Consider the following 15,732-nt stretch of genomic DNA (forward strand, 5'->3'; position numbering starts at 1 on the left):
GGCACGTTCAACGCCAATCAACAGCAAACACGGCGTTTCAAACCTTGGCCGCACCCAGAACGGCGCCAAGCATGCCCAGCGAAGACAGGGTGGTCAAGCAGCGCGGCCGCTGCCTCGTACAGTATGGGCCACTATTGCGCCAACTCCGCCTGCGGCTTTGGTATATAGCGCTGCAACTCGGCATGGGCCGGCGTCGACTCGTTCCTGTCCAGTTGCTGTTTGGCGCCGAGGTAGTGCTGGCTGAATACGTCGAAATACGCGTCCAGCGCCGAAGCGGCATCCGCATCACCGGCCAGCTCCAGACACAGCGCCGCCACTTCGGCCGTGCACAGATGCTCGCTGCGGGTCGAGCGGCGCAAGCGGTAGCGCGACAGTTTGTCGGGCAACAGGCTCAAGATCGGCAGCCGATCGAAATACGGACTCTTGCGAAAAATCTTCCGCGCCTCGGTCCAGGTCGCATCCAACAGAATGAACAGCGGGCGCTTGCTGCTATCGGCGGCGACGGTGTTGGTCACCCGCGACGGCTCGACATACTCGCCCGGGAACACCAGATACGGCTGCCATTGCGGATCGTTGAGCAACGCCAGCAACTGCGGGTCGGGCTCGGTGCGCGACCAGATGAACGCATGGTTGTCGCGCACCACATCGGCAATCAGCCAACCGGTGTTGCTGGGTTTGAACACTTCTTTGCCGGTCATGATCAGGCACACCGCCGAACGCGTCTCGACGCTCGGCCGCCAGGCGCACAGGCAATGGCTGATGATCACCCGGCAGTCGCGACAGCGTTCGGAGCGGAAGCCCCGAGCCTGAATCGGCTTGATGCCTTCATCTTCACGCTGATCGCGCAAACGGGCTACGGCGTTGGGGGCATGGTTCATCGCAGGCAACGTCGGCAGGCAGGGAAACTCGACACGAACAACACTCGGCAGGGCAATAAAGGCCGGCAGTTTACCAGAGCGAGCGGCACAAGCCTGTACCCTCCCGACCGGCTCCCCTATAATTCGCCGCCACTGAACGCACAGTCACGTGACGGGTCGAACCACCAGTCACTGAACCAGGAGAGTTTCATGCTGCGCCTTATCGTTCCCACCGCTGCCATTCTGCTGGCGTCGTCCTTCACCGCTCAGGCAGCGTCCCTGAGTGAGCAGAATCTGAACAGAGAGCTGCGCAATGTCGCCGCCCAGAGCAGCGTCGGCACGCCTCGGGCAATCAATGAAGACATTCTCGATCAGGGCTACACCGTTGAAGGCACTCAGTTGATCAATCACCTGAGCGTGCAAAAGAGCCACGCCGACAAAATGCGTGCTGACCCTAAAGCCGTGTATTTCCAGTTGGGAGCCTCGGTGTGCAACAACCCGTCGTACCGCAAGCTGATGGCCAAGGGCGCGATCATGCGTTACGACTTTACTGAAGTGAAAACCAACAAGGCGATCGGCTCGGCGAGCTATCAGGAATCCGACTGCCCGAAAGCCGCCCCGGCGAAGAAGAAGTAATCACCGCGAATTGGCGCGCCGCTGTTCATCCTCGGCGCGCAATTCGGCCAGCAAGGCCTGCAGATACTGAGAACGGCGCTCGCCGCCCGCCAGACGACGGCAACACTCCTCTTCGAGACTGATCTGGTTAGTCTCTGCTGCTGCCTGCAACATTCGATACAGCTGCGTATCGATCTCCAGAACTATCCTGGCCATGGGTCCCGCCTCCTTGCCACCTGAAAATCCTTTAACAGCCTGTCACTTGCGTACCTGATCGCCGCGAAGTTGTCGCATCACGCCTGTGAATCAGTTAATCAGGGAGTGAGCCGCCCGGTGCGAGTTCGGACGAGCGGTGGCTTCGCTGGCGCAGCTATTTCTAAAAGAGTCGCAGCGTAATGCCGCGCAAAGGTCTAGATTCAGAGTATTCCCGATCACCTGTTGACGGCAGCCATGGAACTGCCCAGAGGTGTGTTGTTGCAGCGCGGCACTGACGCCGCTCGTCAGGGCCACCCGCTCTGTGCACAAAGGAGACATTGAATGCCTTACCAACCGAATGACCTCCTGAGTCGTCATTTTCAGGAAAGCGGCCCCGATCTCATCAGCAAGGTCGAAGAACAACTCAACCGCGTTTCCCCCAACAGCCCGAACATCCCGATCTACCGCGACATGATCCTGACCGTACTGCGCATGGCCCAGGAAGACCACAACCGCTGGAACGCCAAGATCACCCTGCAGGCCCTGCGCGAACTGGAGCAGGCCTTTCGCGTGCTCGAACAATTCAAGGGGCGGCGCAAGGTCACGGTGTTCGGCTCGGCACGCACGCCGCTAGAGCATCCTTTGTACGCGATGGCCCGTGAGCTGGGCGCCGCATTGGCGCGCTCGGAGATGATGGTGATCACCGGTGCCGGTGGCGGCATCATGGCGGCCGCCCACGAAGGAGCCGGTCGCGATCACAGCCTCGGTTTCAACATCACCCTGCCCTTCGAGCAGCACGCCAACCCGACCGTGGACGGCACTGGCAATCTGTTGCCTTTCCACTTCTTCTTTACCCGCAAGTTGTTTTTCGTCAAAGAAGCTGACGCGCTGGTTCTGTGCCCGGGAGGTTTCGGCACGCTGGATGAAGCACTGGAAGTGCTGACGCTGATTCAGACTGGCAAAAGCCCCTTGGTGCCGGTGGTGCTGCTCGACACACCGGGCGGGACATTCTGGCAGGGCGCGATGGATTTCATTCGCCAGCAACTGGAGGTCAACCGTTACATCCTGCCGACCGACATGAAATTGATGCGGTTGGTGTTCAGCGTCGATGAGGCGGTGGAGCAGATCAATCAGTTCTACAGCAACTTCCACTCCAGCCGCTGGCTCAAACGCCAGTTCGTGATCCGCATGAATCACAAGCTCAGCGATCAGGCACTGGAACACATGCAGGACGCCTTTGCCGATCTGTGCCTGAGCGACCGGTTTCATCAACACGCCTATGCCGGCGAGGAACATGATGACGCTCAATTCAGCCATTTGGCGCGGCTGGCGTTCGCGTTTAACGCTCGCACCCATGGGCGTCTGAGGGAATTGATTGACTATATAAACCTGCCGGAAAATTGGGCTCATTCTCAACCACAAACCGCTCAGCGCAGCCGGGAGCCCTCAAAGGCAATTTGAAGGCAAAAAAAACGGCCCGCTATTTTCATAGCGGGCCGTTTTTTAATGAATCGTTCTAATCGTCCATCCCTCGACCGTTGAACAAGCGGTTGATCATTTCCATCGAAAACCCCCGATAGGCCAGAAACCGGCCTTGTTTGGACCTTTCTTTCGCATCAATCGGTAGATGTCCGGAGAACTTGCGCCGCCAGGTTTCCTGAAGTTGCTCCTGCCAGTTGATACCGCTTTCGCGCAGGGCCAGTTCGATATCGGCACGCTGTAGACCGCGCTGGCTCAGTTCCTCGCGAATCCGCAAAGGGCCATAGCCGGAACGGGCACGATAGGAAACAAAGCTTTCGAGGTAACGGGCTTCGGAAAGCAGGCCCTCTTCCGTCAGTCGGTCGAGGGCTGTTTCGATCATTTCCGCCTCAGCGCCGCGCTGGCGCAACTTGCGTGTCAGCTCGACTCGACCATGCTCGCGCCGTGCGAGCAGGTCCATGGCGGTTCGTCGCACTGCGACGAGTGTATCGAGTACGACGGTGGTCATCGCTGCGATCAGATATCAGCGTCAGCCAGATCGTCTTCGGTTTCCTTGACAGCGGAAGCCTTGGAATCAGCAATCACTGCTGGCGACAGCAGCTTGTCACGCAGTTGTTTTTCAAGCTTCGCGGCAATTTCCGGGTTGTCCGCCAGGAACTTGGCCGAGTTGGCCTTGCCCTGACCGATCTTGGTGCCTTCGTAGGCATACCAGGCGCCGGATTTTTCAACGAAGCCGTGCAGTACGCCCAAGTCGATCATCTCGCCGTTGAGGTAGATGCCCTTGCCGTAAAGAATCTGGAATTCAGCCTGACGGAACGGCGAAGCTACCTTGTTCTTCACAACCTTGACGCGGGTTTCGCTGCCGACCACTTCGTCGCCTTCCTTCACCGCGCCAGTACGGCGGATGTCGAGACGAACCGAGGCGTAGAACTTCAGCGCGTTACCACCGGTGGTGGTTTCCGGGCTACCGAACATCACGCCGATCTTCATGCGGATCTGGTTGATGAAGATCACCAGGCAGTTGGCGTTCTTGATGTTACCGGTGATTTTACGCAGCGCCTGGGACATCAGACGGGCTTGCAGGCCCACATGCATGTCACCCATTTCGCCTTCGATTTCAGCCTTCGGCACCAGCGCAGCCACGGAGTCGACGATGATCACGTCAACGGCGTTGGAGCGCACCAGCATGTCGGTGATTTCCAGTGCCTGTTCGCCGGTGTCCGGCTGGGAAACCAGCAGGTCATCGACATTAACGCCCAGTTTGCCGGCGTACTCGGGATCGAGGGCGTGTTCGGCGTCGACGAATGCGCAGGTCGCGCCAGCTTTTTGCGCCTGGGCGATCACCGACAGCGTCAGCGTGGTTTTACCGGAAGATTCAGGACCGTAGATTTCAACGATACGACCTTTTGGCAGGCCGCCGATGCCGAGTGCAATGTCCAGACCCAGAGAGCCAGTGGAGATGGCCGGGATCGCCTGACGGTCCTGATCGCCCATACGCATTACGGCACCCTTGCCGAATTGACGTTCGATCTGACCCAGGGCCGCAGCCAAGGCTTTCTTCTTGTTGTCGTCCATTAAAGTCCTCACGTAATCAATAAGGCCTGACGGCCAACACCTGTATAAGTAGCCAGTATTATTCCACAGCGTTCGAAGATCGCCTACCCCTGATTTTCGATTTCTCGTGCCGCTAGTCGCAACAGCCCCTCTAGCGCGGCCTTCACCGTTTGTCGGCGGACCTCGTCGCGGTTGCCGGGGAAGTGCTGAACCTCGCTGGAAACCGCATCGCCTACTGCCCATGCCAGCCATACCGTGCCGACCGGTTTGTTCGGCGAGCCGCCATCCGGCCCGGCCACGCCGCTGACCGCCACAGCAAAACGCGCCAGGCTTTTGTCCTGCGCGCCACGCGTCATCGCCTCGACCACCTCGCGACTGACCGCGCCCACCGTATCGAACAGCTCGGCCGGCACATTCAGTTGCTGGGTCTTCTGCCGGTTGGAATAGGTGACATAACCCGCCTCGAACCACGCCGAACTCCCCGGAATCCGGGTAATCGCTTCGGCGATACCGCCACCGGTGCAGGACTCGGCGGTGGTCACGTGGGCGTTGAGCACTTGCAGATGTCGGCCGAGTTCGGCGGCCAGTTGGGTGATCTCTTTCACGGCGCACTCCGGATCGTGTGGAATGCGTACCACCGTACACGAGCCGGTTGCTCTTTCAATACACAGAATCATTCAAAATGTGCAGGCGCCAGCGCTCTGACATAGGCCTGACAGGCGCGCAGCGCAATCAATCCACGGTCGCCGGTGTCGGTGATGGCGACAATTCGTTGAGCATGCGCCGGGTCAAGTCGGGCGCGTACGGCTGCATGATCCACGCCGCGGGCGCCGGCGGTGGCTGGCAGATTGCAGCCTTGGGCAACGTCGCCGGCGTCGAGAAGGACTGACAGGCGCACATCAGCAGTAGCAAGACGATCGCGCAGGCGATCCTGATCACGTTGGGCATCGCTCAGCGCTCGAAAATGGGTTTGTTCAATGGCCGCGAGCCGCTGCTCGAGCGCCAGGCGCTTATCTTGTTCGGCCTGTTGCGCAGTGGCGGCGGCGAGATTCTGTCGATTGAGGACTGCGGCGTTTAACCGGGATTGCTCGGCCAGTTGTCGTCCGTAACGCCAATCCTGAAATTGCCAGGCCGCTGCAAAGGCTGCTGCGGCCAGCCATACAATGCCAATCATTCGCCAGGGGATTGGCATAGCACCGCCCTCGCGCGCGCCCAGATTTCCAGGCGATCCTGCAGACCGTTCAACCCGCCGTTGATGCGTCGGGTGATGATGTTGAACTGATCACGATCAGCCAGTTCATTCAGGCCCTTCTGTTCCCAGAACCATGCCGCAGATTCCGCCGCCCATTGCGGCTGTTCAAGCAGTTCGGGCAAGGACAGCAGACGTTCATCGCCAAACAGGCCAAGGCTGCACTGGCGATAGTTGCTGCGGCCAGTGATCTGGATCAGGCCGCGACCGAGATACTTTTGCCCGTCACCGTCGGCTTCGGGGGTGTTGCCCAGACGCAGCGCCAGCGTGCCGGTATCGTATTTGCTCAGGTACTGGTTGTTGCCCAGTTCGCGCACGTAACGCAGTTGCCCGGACTCGTGGCCGACTTGCGCAAGAAACGCGGCGATGCGCCTGGGCGTGTCGATGAGACGACGCGCCATGGCATTGTTGAGTGCAGAAACAAAAACGCCCGCTTGGGAGCGGGCGTTGGGCATGATGTCGATAAGGTTGCTTTCGGTTATTTGCATAATGCTTGGTCCTCCCTGGATTGCCCCGATTGAATCATGGCTGGCGGTTGCTGCGTGCCAGCCATTTATTTGCCAGAGTTTTCAGGGTTCCGCCCGCGCCGAATTGTTGCGCAATGGTTACTTGCAATGTTCGCGCGGCATCGGATCGAGCCCAAAACGTCAACGTCGCGGTTTTACCTGCGAGTGTTCTGACCGACTCGATATTCTGGGAGATTTTGTGAACAGTCGCGCCCCCGCCCGCAGCGGTTTGCTGCCAGCGCAGGAAGCGGGCCGGCTCATCGGCGACCTCGCCTTGCCCGAGAGCAAAGTTCTGACGAGTGATGCTCACTCCCGCATTACCGTTCCAGTCGCAGCGAAATCGGTCCGCCACGTAGCCGCCGATGTTGGGCCCCTGGTTGCTCGTGCCACGCTGCCAGATCCGGAAATCACCGTTGATCAACAGATTCCTGCGATAGACCTGTACCGGAAACTGTTGCAGCGGGTCAGGCCTGGACAGCTGTCGAATGGCTTGGGCCAATTGATCGGTCTGTGCTTCGTCAGGTGTCAGGCCAGCGGCTGTAATTGCATTGAGAATTTCCTGGGTAACACTGTTGCCCCAACTCGCCGGAATCAGCGACCCCGGCTTTCCTGCAATCGGGTCTTCGTCGACAAACCTGCCGTTTTCCAGATCTGAGCCCGGAATGCTTTTCGGATAATCCATATCACGTCCCTGATGATTTAAAGCGCGGCAGCCAGCCAGCGCGGTGCCACCGGCCGATGCTCACTGAACGGGAAGAATGAGCCTTGCGGCCACTCGCGCAACGCCCGGCGATACGTTTGCAGTTCGGCATATTGCTCAGTGGTCAATGTCGTGCCGCCACCGTCCTCCAGCTCATCGCGGTCGCGTGCGACCAGACCGTCGGTGGCGGCAAGCTGAGTGTTACGCCAGGTGCGCTCGAAGCCCGCCGCCGCCTCTGCCGAAGGAGGCGGTGGATCGATCAGGATCGGATAACCGCTTTCAGCATGCACGCCAATGACTTTCGCAGTGACCGCCAGTTGCTGCAGCAGCGAGGTCCAATAGGCTTGGGGTATTTCAATGACATCGTCCGGAATGTCCGACGAGTTGATACCCGGTACATACACGCCCCGGGTGCCGGCGCTGAACAACACGTTGATGGTCTTCATTCAATAACCCTTGGCAAAATAAAACACGGTCCAGCCTGCCCCTGGCTGGTTAACCGCATTGCGCACTTTCAAGCGAACGCCTTGTTTGGTGGCGCTGCCTCCGACAACAATCACGATGGCCGCCTCGCCGCCGGCATGGTTGGCGACACAGGAGAAAAACCCATTCGGGAAGGAAACCGGGAAATTGACCCACATTTCACCGTTGGCATCAGTGGTGCCGGTCCCCCATTGATCTATGTTCCCACTGGCGTGCTTCTGGTACCCGGGGTTAGCCGTCAACCCTGAAAACAGCGCGGCATATTTGAGACTCGCGGTGCCGTGGACTGCCCAGACTCCGTTTTCCCTGACGACGGTGGCGCTCTCACCACTGTTCATGACGATCGAGGTCAGTTCAGCTCCTTGCGGGCTTATTTTCGCAATGCCTGTACAAGCAATAGTGACCGGGGCGTTGCTACGGCAATGCAGCGCGAACGTTGCACCATTGGGAACTGACTTGATGTCTGGCAAAGACACGGTATAAGCCGAGTTTCCGCCCAGGCCAATCGCCCATCCCACATCCGCAATGGAAAGTTGCGCCGTGGCCGCGATGTCACGAGACCCTGCGTAATTGCCCAGCGCACGCTGCACGAACTCGGCTGTAGCCACTGAGCGGCTGAAATCGAATTGCGCCGGGGTTTTGAATAGCTGCGTGCTACGCAGCGCGTCGAGCAGTTGTGTATTTGAGGTCTCGTTCGGCGCCATTCCAGCGGCCCGCACAACGCTGAGAATTTCTTGCGTCACGCCGTTGCCCCAGCTCGCTGGAATCAACGAGCCGGGTGTGCCTGCAATCGCGTCCTCGTCGACAAACATGCCATTGACCAGGCCTGCGCTTGGCACACTGATTGGATAATCCATTGTGTTATTCCTTTACGGTGTCTCAGGTGTTTGTGGCTGCGCCGGGCGCTACAGGCCAAGTGATGGGCGAAGGAAAACCGGACTGTTTTTCAATGCGGTTCAGCTCAACGCTGTAGAGCTTCCACTCGAGCAACTGCAGTTGTTCTTCGGGGGACGCATCGCCGATATCCTCGGCGTATTGCAGGGGGGCAATTCTCAGCACCGCGTCCCGGAGCAAGGCGTCGCGTTTGTTAAGTGCGACCCGCTTGTTATCCGCCAACTGCGCTTGCTCATCGATCTGCCAGGCGTTATCCGCCCAGATGTGAAAGCCACCCGGCCAAGGCAACTGTGTGAAGCCTGCCGGCAGTTCGCCCAAGGTATTCCAGGTTTCCCGCATGCCGGTTTCGGTGCTGTATACATCGCCGCGACAATCGACCTTCTGTTGCAACGAGCCGTTGTCATAGGCCCAGGCAAATCCCTCAGGCGCGGGAGAGAGTTCGATACTCAGCGCTACTGCATTACTCGGTCGTTGCACGCCGATCCCCGGCACGCGCGGAAACTCGACAGGGCCAGTCAAGACGCCGCTGTCGTCGATCATATAATTGAACATGTTCACCTCAGATCAGCTTGATTCGCGCGGGATAGGCGATGTTGCGCGGTCGGGTTTCGCCGGCGAAATTGCCGATGCTGCCTATGTAGGCATCCGAGTCGAATGCAGGGTTGGGGTACGTGGTTGCCATCGTTGCTGAAGTCGGTAAAAAATTGACGTTGGTGGTAACGTCCCAGGCGGTGTCCGGAATCGCTGGTGCCGGCTTGGAAGTCCCCCCGGTTCCCGTCGGCAGGTAATGGTTATGGCTTTGTAGAGCATGCATTTGCACACTGCCCATTACACGTCCCGTATCGACGTTTCGACCCTCACTGAGCACCCGCAGAAACTCGCCGCGAATGTCGGGGATTCGAAAATTCGAGGCGCCGTCACCGCTCGTCCATCCCCCTTCTCTCCCGGCCCTGGCAGCTTCAGTGGTCAGCGCCCCGGACGACTGGGCAAAATCCCACAGCCAGGGCCACTCGGCACGCTTGAACAAATCGCCGTTGGGAAGTCCGTAACCACCCGGGCTTAGCGTTGTTGTCGTTTCAAGGAACGGCCGCCCGAGTGGGGCATTGTCAAAGCGGCCGACCGGCCACCAGCTTCCTGCACCATCACTGCGCAGATGCCACCAGTCGCCGCTGCCCATCAGCACCAAAAACGGATACCCCGCCGGTGAAAGGTGGGTGTGAAACCGGATGCGGTCGGTCCCGGATGTCTGGACAACCAAACGGTTGCCACTGTTGTCGACACGGCGAACGACCACATCACGCACACCCAGCGCAGCATTGACTGCAGGCAACGTCAGCGTCAGGGACGCCGGGCTGCCGTCGAGCAGTACGAGACCAAGCTCCTGAGGGCTCAGCGATGTGGATGCCGCCAACCGAGTGATGACCGAACGCATCGGACTGGCGTTGCCCACCATCAACTGGATCGCTTCAAGTAACTGGCTGGTATCCGTCTCGGAAGCCGCCAGCCCGGCAGCACCGATCACACTTAGAATCTCCTGAGTGACGCTGTTGCCCCACACTGCCGGAATCAACGAACCGGGCGTGCCCGCCACCGGGTTCTCGTCAACGAAACGGCCATCGACCAGGCCGACGCTGGGGACGCTTTTTGGATAGTCCATGGGTTATTGCTTCTCTGGTAAATGACACATGAACCGCGTCGGGCCGGTCGCCATGGCGGTCTGTGCGCAAAATAAAAAAAGCCCACATCGAAGCGGGCTTGGGTGACGACGAACTGAGTCTTGGGGTCTAGCCGGAAATAGCTCTGACGAGGTCACGAATCGCCACCAACGCATCATCGGCAGCGCTGCGCGCCAGATCGATCTTGCCCTTGCCCGCCTGTGCACGGATCTGCGCCTTGGCCTTCAGGCGCAAGGTGCGCAAGCTCAGCAAGTGGTCGGTGAGTTGATCGGCCTTGGCGAGAATCTGCTCGGCTGCCTGTTTCGCGGTGCGCCCTTTGGCAACCCAGGCTGCGACCGACAACGGGACTTCCTTCTTCGGGTAGCCGGCATCCTGATAAGCCTGCGCATCGGCGGCGGCCTGGGCGTATTCCATGGCTTTGAGCGGGTCGCCGGCCAGTGTGGCCCGGGCGCTGTCGGCGGCGGTGTCGACTTTCGCGCAAAGCCGCTCGACTTCTTGCGCATCCAGCACGACCTGCTTTTGCGCGTTCACTATCCACTTCTCGCCGTCCCAGTCATGGGCTGCCGAAGGTTGAGGCAGACGCATCTCGCCGTCGAACTGGTGAAGCTCCTGAATAACGATCATCGAATAAGCTCCCAGGATAGTTGCACGTTCACCGCGTCGGCGAAGTTGACTGCGATGCCGACACTGTAATCGGTGATCGGATGGGTCTTGATGCCCATGCTCAGCAATAGCTCATCGCTGTCGGCGTTTGATTGGCCCAGGTTGTGTTCTGCCTGATAGCACTGCCACAGGGAGCGCAAATTGGCATGGTCGAAACTGGCCGACAACGTCGAAACCGTGACATCGTTAACGATGTTGTTGGTGAACAGAACGCACGGGTAAACCGAAGAGGGATTCCATCCCCCCGCGTTGTTCGAGCTGCCGGTAAGGATGGGCGACAGAAAACAATAGTTGCCCCCTGCCCAACCGGCTGACGGAAAGGCGACCGAGGTGACCGCCGTCGACGACGGCGTCGGGTTGCCTGCAACCAGTCGTGCCGCACGCGCATGTGGATCGAGTGGCAAAAATATCGCGCCGGTGCCGTTAACCGTTTGCGTCCAGGTCAAACGTGCACGGTTGTAGATCGTGCGCACCGTCGGCACAGAACCCGGCGCCCCGGTGATAACCCACGCCAGACACATGTCCAGTGCCGTGGACTGAAACCCGCCACCCGCTGCGGCGTTTGCCGTACCTTTCAACGACTCCGGGACAACGTCATGGATGTTGCCGCGCTGCACGTAAAAGGTCAGCGCACCACCCACGGCTTGTGCACGTAAAAAATAATGACTGTTGGGCAACAGATCGACGCTGCTCCACGCAGACGTCACGAACGTACGCGAACGCCCCAACTGGCCGCTCACGACTTCCTGACCCAGGCTGATAAACGTTCCTGCGGCAATCGAAACCCTGCCACCGCTGGTGGACGCTGCAGCCGGACTGACAACCAGTCGACCATCGGCGCTGGCCACGGTCGGCAGCGGCAAAGCCACCAACGGCAACGCCAGATCCTGATTCCAGCCCTTGGCCGTCACCGATTGAATCGCCTGCAACAGCTGATCGTATTTCTTTTCGTCCGGGGTAATCCCGGCCGCACTGATCACGTTGAGAATTTCCAGCGTGACCCCGTTACCCCAATCCGCCGGAATCAACGACCCCGGCGTCCCGGTCAGCGGGTTTTCATCGACAAACTTGCCATTCACCAGACCGGCGCTTGGCACACTGTTCGGATAATCCATCCCTCATTCCTTCCTAGTCATAATTGATGTGCACCTTGGTATGCGCCGGCGCGCTGCGGTGGATAAGACATTCCAGCGCCGAGCCGGGATTGACGCCGAAGCGCTCGCCCCAGTAGCTCGCGCCGTAACGCCGGCCGAGCAGCAGGCGGCCGCCGGTGTTGAGCGTCCACATGAATTGCGCTTCCCAGGTGCCCCAATGCGCCGAGCCAAACCGGGCGCGGCCCATGCGCGGCGCTTCGTGTTCGGTGATGCTGGCGTTGGGGTAGCCCTGGCTTTTGGCGATGTCGAGGTAATAACCGACGGCCTGGCTGCCGACCGCGAGCAAGCGGCGGCGTACCGCGAGGCGGCGGTCGTCGAACAGCGGCGTGGCACCCAGGCACGGGTCGGGCAGGTTCATCACCTGTTCCCAGTCCGGCACCAGTTCGCTGACGCCGGCCGGGTCCATCTCGTTGAGCAGGTCAGCGGCGCGCGCGTCGAGGCGCGCCAGTTCAACGGCGACGCCTTGCAGCACTTCTTCGAGTTCCGGCACCCGTTCCGGGTCCCACGCCGGGCCGCTGGGCAGCAAGGCGCGCAGTTGCGCCTGATATTGCGCGGCGGTTCTTATGCCCCCCATACGCAGCCTCCAAACGTCAGCAGTTCGCTGTCCTTGGCGGTGACGTTGGCGACCGGGGCGCTGAGCACATGATCGGTTTCACCGGCAGCGCTGCTGATGGCTTCGCGGATGTGGCTGATCAGCAGATCCTCGCCGAGGTCGGCCTCGCGGTTGTGCAGATCGCGCAACTGGGTTTCTACCGCCGCGCGTACCGCACTGGTGTCCGGGATGAGCTTCAGGCGATAGGTTACCGGCACCTGGATCGGCGCACGCACATGCACTTCGGCGGTCACCGGGCGTAACGGCTCGATGTACGCCTGCACCTGCGCCAGTTGCTCGGCGTTGGGCACCGGCTGTGGATCGTCGTCACGCATGATGTACACGCCGACGGTGCCGGGGCCGAGAAAGCCGCCGCGGCACCAGGCCCGGGTGACGCCGGGCACTTCCAGTGCCCAGGTTTCGTAATCGTCGGCCGAGCCGCCGTGGGGAATGATCCGGTACGAGCGGATCACCCGCGAGCGCAGCGATTCGAGACTTTCCCGCGCGACGCCGCCGCTGAGACCCGGCGCCAGGACGACGAAGCTGTTGCCGACCACGCCAGCAATCGGTTGCACCGGCGTCAGCGCCAGCCCGGCGTCGGCATTGCCAAGGCTGCCGGCCTCCAGCGCTGCAATCGTCGTCGTGTTGCTGCCATTGATTGCAGTGCGTGCGCTGGTGACTTTGTAGGTGCGGCCATCGCTCGATTGCAGCAGCGTGTCGACGTCCAGCAGCGCGCCGGCCGTGGCGCTGAAACTGACGCTGCCGCTGGCGCCTTGCGCGGGTTTTCGCGGCTGGTTCAAACGCAGCGCGGCGATGCGTTCCAGGGTCGACTCGTCGGCGGTGTCCGGCAGGATCTGTTCGGCAATCCAGTCGAGGTAGCCGTACAGACCATAAGCGGCGCCGCTGAGGGTGCGGGCCAGCACTTGCGCATCGGACTGGCGCAGCGAATCGCCGGCCAGGTCGCTTTGGGTGCGCTTGATCAGCACCGGCAGCGAAGGGGTTTCAAACGGCATAGATCACCTGCCAACTGTTATCGGGGTTGATGTCCAGACGTTCGCCATCGGCCAGGGTCAGGACCGTGCGCAGGCTCAGGCGCTGGGCGTCGAGGCGTTCGCTGAGGATGTCGATGGCGCTGCAATGGCCGTCGTCGATCAGCCATTGCAACGCTTCGCGGGCGTAGAACTCGGCGTCCATCTGGGTCTGTCGGGTCAGCTTGACCCGGCGCAGCAGCCACAGCCTTGAACCGATGCGATCGTCGGCGACGGTGGGAAAACTGTCGCCCCACCAGCCGAAACGTTCTTCATCATCGAGGGCATCGTCATCGGCGGCGCGGCGCCAGGTGAACAGGCTGATCAGCACCGCGCGGGTCAGCGCGGCATGCAGGTTCGGGCTGATGAGCATCATTTGCCTCCTGCCGGCGCGCCGGTCTGACCGTTGCCGGCCTGAACGCCGAGGTGCACATGGTTGATCTGGCTGATGCCGCCAGCGAGCTGGTCGCCGCTGGAAACGATCTTGCCGGTCTGATTGATGACGGGCGTATCGAAGTTCACCGCGCTGCTGGCGCGGATGTTCAGCGTGGCGGTTTGAATGTCGATGATCCGCCCGCGCTTGAAATGAATCCGGTCGCCCTCATCGGTGTAGATCGCCACTTCACCGGCGGCCAGCGATTGCAGGCGATAGCGGCGATCGGCGATGACCAGGGCGATCGCATGGGAACGGTCACCGCCAATGAAAGTGACGACACCTTCGGCGCCGGCCAGTGGATGGCTGGTAAAACCATAGGGTTCGAAATGTTCGAGGTCGTCGTTCACTTCGCCGGCGGTGAGGCGCATTTGCAGCGATTGCAGCTTGGAGGCCGAATTGGCGAGCACGACAGTGCCGCGCGCCAGCAGGCGTGTCAGTAGGCTCATGGGGTGTCCTTCAAAAATTGGCCCGAATGCGATCGATGTGGGAGCGAGCCTGCTCGCGAAGGCGGTGGATCAGGCGCTGAAATGTTGGGGCTGCCGACGCTTTCGCGAGCAGGCTCGCTCCCACAAGGGGCGGTGGTGTCAGGAGGGACCGGTGTACGGATCAGGGGTTTTTCGGGGGCGTTGGATCAGCATCAAAGGTATGCGGCGGTGCCACCTGCAAGGTGGTTACCGAGCCTTGCGCCGACAGCGAATAAGTGACTTTGGAAATCAGCATGTCGCCATCGAAACCCAGCACCGGATCTTTCACCCGCACCAACGTGTTGTGCCGCCACAGGCCACCGTTAGCCTGACGCCAGCCCTGCACCTGATAGGTGGTGGTCTGCGCCCGGCCCATGCGGGTGGCGCTTTCCCATTGGGCACGCTGTTGCGCCAACTCAAAAGTCAGCTGCGTGCCTTCGTTAATGATCGTGGTGCGCCGGCGCTTGAAGGTCAGGTCGGCGGCCGTCGATTCGACTTCGCTGACCGCTGCCCCGCTCTGTTTGTCCGAGCCTTTTTGCTGGCCGATCACCCGGTATTCGGAGAACACCTGGCTGTAATCCATAGGCGCATTGGCCGACAGAATGTTTTTGCCCAATTCGAGCACATCACTGGCGCGGCCGCCACTGCCGGGACTGGCCAGTACCAGACGGCCCTCCTCGTCATCGGTGGAAAACACCCGCAACAGTGAGAGCAGACGATCGATCGACTGAAACACCGTTTCACCCGGGACGATCGTGTGTTTGGTCAGCCGGGCCGTCTCCGGAATCTGATTGACGACCATCAGCGAATATTCCATGGCCAGCGCCTGAACGATGCTCAGCAGCGGTTGCTCCTGCCATTGGCTGGGCCGGTTACGGGCGGCGCAATCGACCAGGTCCTGAGTTTTCGAACTGCCCTCGATGGTCAGGCTGATCTGCCGTCCGTCATAGCGGATCGGTGCCTTGAACACGTAACCGGTGAGCAGCAGATCCTGGCCGATACGCACTTCGCAGGGGTCACCGGGTTTGATCGGCACGGCCACGGTCTGCCCTGGCCATTGCCAGGTGATGTCGAGTTTGAAGGTGCGGAACTGCCGCTCCAGATCAGCGCTGATCTCCACGCTTTTCCAGCCGCCGTACTCGATGTTGTTGACGGTCAGCGTGACATGGTTGTCCATCTCGCTCATG

General features: G+C 60.5%; 20 protein-coding genes and 1 pseudogene. 2 read left to right on the plus strand and 19 right to left on the minus strand.

Annotated features, from left to right (window positions below):
• Nucleotides 1-131: 131 nt before the first annotated feature.
• Nucleotides 132-878 carry a tRNA-uridine aminocarboxypropyltransferase gene (locus tag V6F91_RS03900; protein WP_332762469.1) on the minus strand — a complete coding sequence of 249 codons (747 nt, stop codon included), beginning with the start codon at nucleotides 876-878 and terminating at the stop codon, nucleotides 132-134.
• 189 nt (nucleotides 879-1,067) lie between these two features.
• Between V6F91_RS03900 and V6F91_RS03905 the strand changes: the two genes are divergently transcribed.
• Nucleotides 1,068-1,493, plus strand: coding sequence for a PA3611 family quorum-sensing-regulated virulence factor (locus V6F91_RS03905; RefSeq protein ID WP_007908738.1), 426 nt, complete (start codon nucleotides 1,068-1,070; stop codon nucleotides 1,491-1,493).
• On the opposite strand, the gene V6F91_RS03910 is transcribed toward V6F91_RS03905, so the two are convergent.
• A complete protein-coding gene (locus V6F91_RS03910) occupies nucleotides 1,494-1,688 on the minus strand; it encodes a hypothetical protein (protein ID WP_332762472.1) in 195 nt (64 codons plus the stop codon).
• A gap of 321 nt (nucleotides 1,689-2,009) precedes the next feature.
• Here V6F91_RS03910 and V6F91_RS03915 point away from each other — a divergent pair, with 321 nt between their 5' ends.
• Nucleotides 2,010-3,128, plus strand: coding sequence for a TIGR00730 family Rossman fold protein (locus V6F91_RS03915; protein ID WP_332762474.1), 1,119 nt, complete (start codon nucleotides 2,010-2,012; stop codon nucleotides 3,126-3,128).
• A gap of 55 nt (nucleotides 3,129-3,183) precedes the next feature.
• Here the strand turns inward: V6F91_RS03915 and recX are convergent, their stop codons facing one another.
• The 17 genes and pseudogenes from recX to V6F91_RS04000 form a co-directional block, all read right to left on the minus strand.
• The gene (gene recX / locus V6F91_RS03920; RefSeq protein WP_332762476.1) at nucleotides 3,184-3,654 is read right to left on the minus strand and encodes a recombination regulator RecX; all 471 of its coding nucleotides are present in this window, start codon (nucleotides 3,652-3,654) and stop codon (nucleotides 3,184-3,186) included.
• 8 nt (nucleotides 3,655-3,662) lie between these two features.
• On the minus strand, nucleotides 3,663-4,721 hold the full coding sequence (recA, locus tag V6F91_RS03925) for a recombinase RecA (protein WP_090282065.1): 1,059 nt from the start codon (nucleotides 4,719-4,721) through the stop codon (nucleotides 3,663-3,665).
• A gap of 83 nt (nucleotides 4,722-4,804) precedes the next feature.
• Complete coding sequence (locus tag V6F91_RS03930; RefSeq protein WP_332762478.1) at nucleotides 4,805-5,305, minus strand: CinA family protein; 501 nt, start codon at nucleotides 5,303-5,305, stop codon at nucleotides 4,805-4,807.
• 68 nt (nucleotides 5,306-5,373) lie between these two features.
• Complete coding sequence (locus V6F91_RS03935) at nucleotides 5,374-5,892, minus strand: lysis system i-spanin subunit Rz (RefSeq protein ID WP_332762480.1); 519 nt, start codon at nucleotides 5,890-5,892, stop codon at nucleotides 5,374-5,376.
• On the minus strand, nucleotides 5,871-6,437 hold the full coding sequence (locus V6F91_RS03940; protein WP_332762482.1) for a glycoside hydrolase family 19 protein: 567 nt from the start codon (nucleotides 6,435-6,437) through the stop codon (nucleotides 5,871-5,873). The genes V6F91_RS03935 and V6F91_RS03940 overlap by 22 nt, the downstream gene beginning before the upstream one ends.
• 493 nt (nucleotides 6,438-6,930) lie before the next feature.
• A pseudogene (locus V6F91_RS03945) lies at nucleotides 6,931-7,137 on the minus strand (carbohydrate-binding protein CenC); the annotation flags it as partial.
• Between the two features lie 17 nt (nucleotides 7,138-7,154).
• Nucleotides 7,155-7,601 carry a phage tail assembly chaperone gene (locus tag V6F91_RS03950; RefSeq protein ID WP_332762484.1) on the minus strand — a complete coding sequence of 149 codons (447 nt, stop codon included), beginning with the start codon at nucleotides 7,599-7,601 and terminating at the stop codon, nucleotides 7,155-7,157.
• On the minus strand, nucleotides 7,602-8,495 hold the full coding sequence (locus V6F91_RS03955) for a gp53-like domain-containing protein (RefSeq protein ID WP_332762486.1): 894 nt from the start codon (nucleotides 8,493-8,495) through the stop codon (nucleotides 7,602-7,604).
• A 22-nt stretch (nucleotides 8,496-8,517) separates the two neighbouring features.
• Nucleotides 8,518-9,084 carry a tail fiber assembly protein gene (locus V6F91_RS03960; protein WP_332762488.1) on the minus strand — a complete coding sequence of 189 codons (567 nt, stop codon included), beginning with the start codon at nucleotides 9,082-9,084 and terminating at the stop codon, nucleotides 8,518-8,520.
• Between the two features lie 7 nt (nucleotides 9,085-9,091).
• Entirely contained in the window at nucleotides 9,092-10,189 is a 1,098-nt protein-coding gene (locus V6F91_RS03965; RefSeq protein ID WP_332762489.1) for a phage tail protein, read from the minus strand.
• Nucleotides 10,190-10,316: 127 nt separating this feature from the next.
• Nucleotides 10,317-10,832: a phage tail protein gene (locus V6F91_RS03970; RefSeq protein ID WP_332762491.1), complete on the minus strand. Its 516-nt coding sequence runs from the start codon at nucleotides 10,830-10,832 to the stop codon at nucleotides 10,317-10,319.
• Nucleotides 10,829-11,986: a phage tail protein gene (locus V6F91_RS03975; protein ID WP_332762492.1), complete on the minus strand. Its 1,158-nt coding sequence runs from the start codon at nucleotides 11,984-11,986 to the stop codon at nucleotides 10,829-10,831. Before V6F91_RS03975 ends, V6F91_RS03970 begins: the two co-directional genes overlap by 4 nt.
• A gap of 13 nt (nucleotides 11,987-11,999) precedes the next feature.
• Nucleotides 12,000-12,599 carry a YmfQ family protein gene (locus V6F91_RS03980; RefSeq protein WP_332762493.1) on the minus strand — a complete coding sequence of 200 codons (600 nt, stop codon included), beginning with the start codon at nucleotides 12,597-12,599 and terminating at the stop codon, nucleotides 12,000-12,002.
• Nucleotides 12,587-13,630 (minus strand): baseplate J/gp47 family protein, encoded by a 1,044-nt coding sequence (locus V6F91_RS03985; RefSeq protein WP_332762495.1) that lies wholly within the window; start codon nucleotides 13,628-13,630, stop codon nucleotides 12,587-12,589. Before V6F91_RS03985 ends, V6F91_RS03980 begins: the two co-directional genes overlap by 13 nt.
• Nucleotides 13,620-14,018, minus strand: a complete 399-nt coding sequence (locus tag V6F91_RS03990; RefSeq protein WP_332762496.1) for a phage GP46 family protein — start codon at nucleotides 14,016-14,018, stop codon at nucleotides 13,620-13,622. Before V6F91_RS03990 ends, V6F91_RS03985 begins: the two co-directional genes overlap by 11 nt.
• Nucleotides 14,018-14,527, minus strand: a complete 510-nt coding sequence (locus V6F91_RS03995; protein WP_332762498.1) for a phage baseplate assembly protein V — start codon at nucleotides 14,525-14,527, stop codon at nucleotides 14,018-14,020. The genes V6F91_RS03990 and V6F91_RS03995 overlap by 1 nt, the downstream gene beginning before the upstream one ends.
• 160 nt (nucleotides 14,528-14,687) lie before the next feature.
• Nucleotides 14,688-15,731, minus strand: coding sequence for a phage baseplate assembly protein (locus V6F91_RS04000; RefSeq protein ID WP_332762500.1), 1,044 nt, complete (start codon nucleotides 15,729-15,731; stop codon nucleotides 14,688-14,690).
• Nucleotide 15,732: the final 1 nt, after the last annotated feature.

Origin of the sequence: Pseudomonas koreensis (assembly GCF_036668835.1) — a bacterium.
GTDB classification, from domain to species: domain Bacteria; phylum Pseudomonadota; class Gammaproteobacteria; order Pseudomonadales; family Pseudomonadaceae; genus Aquipseudomonas; species Aquipseudomonas koreensis_I.

Excerpts from the sequence above, each read along its gene's own strand:
- V6F91_RS03900 (WP_332762469.1), bottom strand. The coding sequence starts at position 878 with ATGAACCATGCCCCCAACGCCGTAGCCCGTTTGCGCGATCAGCGTGAA.
- V6F91_RS03905 (WP_007908738.1), top strand. The coding sequence starts at position 1,068 with ATGCTGCGCCTTATCGTTCCCACCGCTGCCATTCTGCTGGCGTCGTCC.
- V6F91_RS03910 (WP_332762472.1), bottom strand. The coding sequence starts at position 1,688 with ATGGCCAGGATAGTTCTGGAGATCGATACGCAGCTGTATCGAATGTTG.
- V6F91_RS03915 (WP_332762474.1), top strand. The coding sequence starts at position 2,010 with ATGCCTTACCAACCGAATGACCTCCTGAGTCGTCATTTTCAGGAAAGC.
- recX (WP_332762476.1), bottom strand. The coding sequence starts at position 3,654 with ATGACCACCGTCGTACTCGATACACTCGTCGCAGTGCGACGAACCGCC.
- recA (WP_090282065.1), bottom strand. The coding sequence starts at position 4,721 with ATGGACGACAACAAGAAGAAAGCCTTGGCTGCGGCCCTGGGTCAGATC.
- V6F91_RS03935 (WP_332762480.1), bottom strand. The coding sequence starts at position 5,892 with ATGCCAATCCCCTGGCGAATGATTGGCATTGTATGGCTGGCCGCAGCA.
- V6F91_RS03940 (WP_332762482.1), bottom strand. The coding sequence starts at position 6,437 with ATGCAAATAACCGAAAGCAACCTTATCGACATCATGCCCAACGCCCGC.
- V6F91_RS03950 (WP_332762484.1), bottom strand. The coding sequence starts at position 7,601 with ATGAAGACCATCAACGTGTTGTTCAGCGCCGGCACCCGGGGCGTGTAT.
- V6F91_RS03955 (WP_332762486.1), bottom strand. The coding sequence starts at position 8,495 with ATGGATTATCCAATCAGTGTGCCAAGCGCAGGCCTGGTCAATGGCATG.
- V6F91_RS03960 (WP_332762488.1), bottom strand. The coding sequence starts at position 9,084 with ATGTTCAATTATATGATCGACGACAGCGGCGTCTTGACTGGCCCTGTC.
- V6F91_RS03965 (WP_332762489.1), bottom strand. The coding sequence starts at position 10,189 with ATGGACTATCCAAAAAGCGTCCCCAGCGTCGGCCTGGTCGATGGCCGT.
- V6F91_RS03970 (WP_332762491.1), bottom strand. The coding sequence starts at position 10,832 with ATGATCGTTATTCAGGAGCTTCACCAGTTCGACGGCGAGATGCGTCTG.
- V6F91_RS03975 (WP_332762492.1), bottom strand. The coding sequence starts at position 11,986 with ATGGATTATCCGAACAGTGTGCCAAGCGCCGGTCTGGTGAATGGCAAG.
- V6F91_RS03980 (WP_332762493.1), bottom strand. The coding sequence starts at position 12,599 with ATGGGGGGCATAAGAACCGCCGCGCAATATCAGGCGCAACTGCGCGCC.
- V6F91_RS03985 (WP_332762495.1), bottom strand. The coding sequence starts at position 13,630 with ATGCCGTTTGAAACCCCTTCGCTGCCGGTGCTGATCAAGCGCACCCAA.
- V6F91_RS03990 (WP_332762496.1), bottom strand. The coding sequence starts at position 14,018 with ATGCTCATCAGCCCGAACCTGCATGCCGCGCTGACCCGCGCGGTGCTG.
- V6F91_RS03995 (WP_332762498.1), bottom strand. The coding sequence starts at position 14,527 with ATGAGCCTACTGACACGCCTGCTGGCGCGCGGCACTGTCGTGCTCGCC.
- V6F91_RS04000 (WP_332762500.1), bottom strand. The coding sequence starts at position 15,731 with ATGAGCGAGATGGACAACCATGTCACGCTGACCGTCAACAACATCGAG.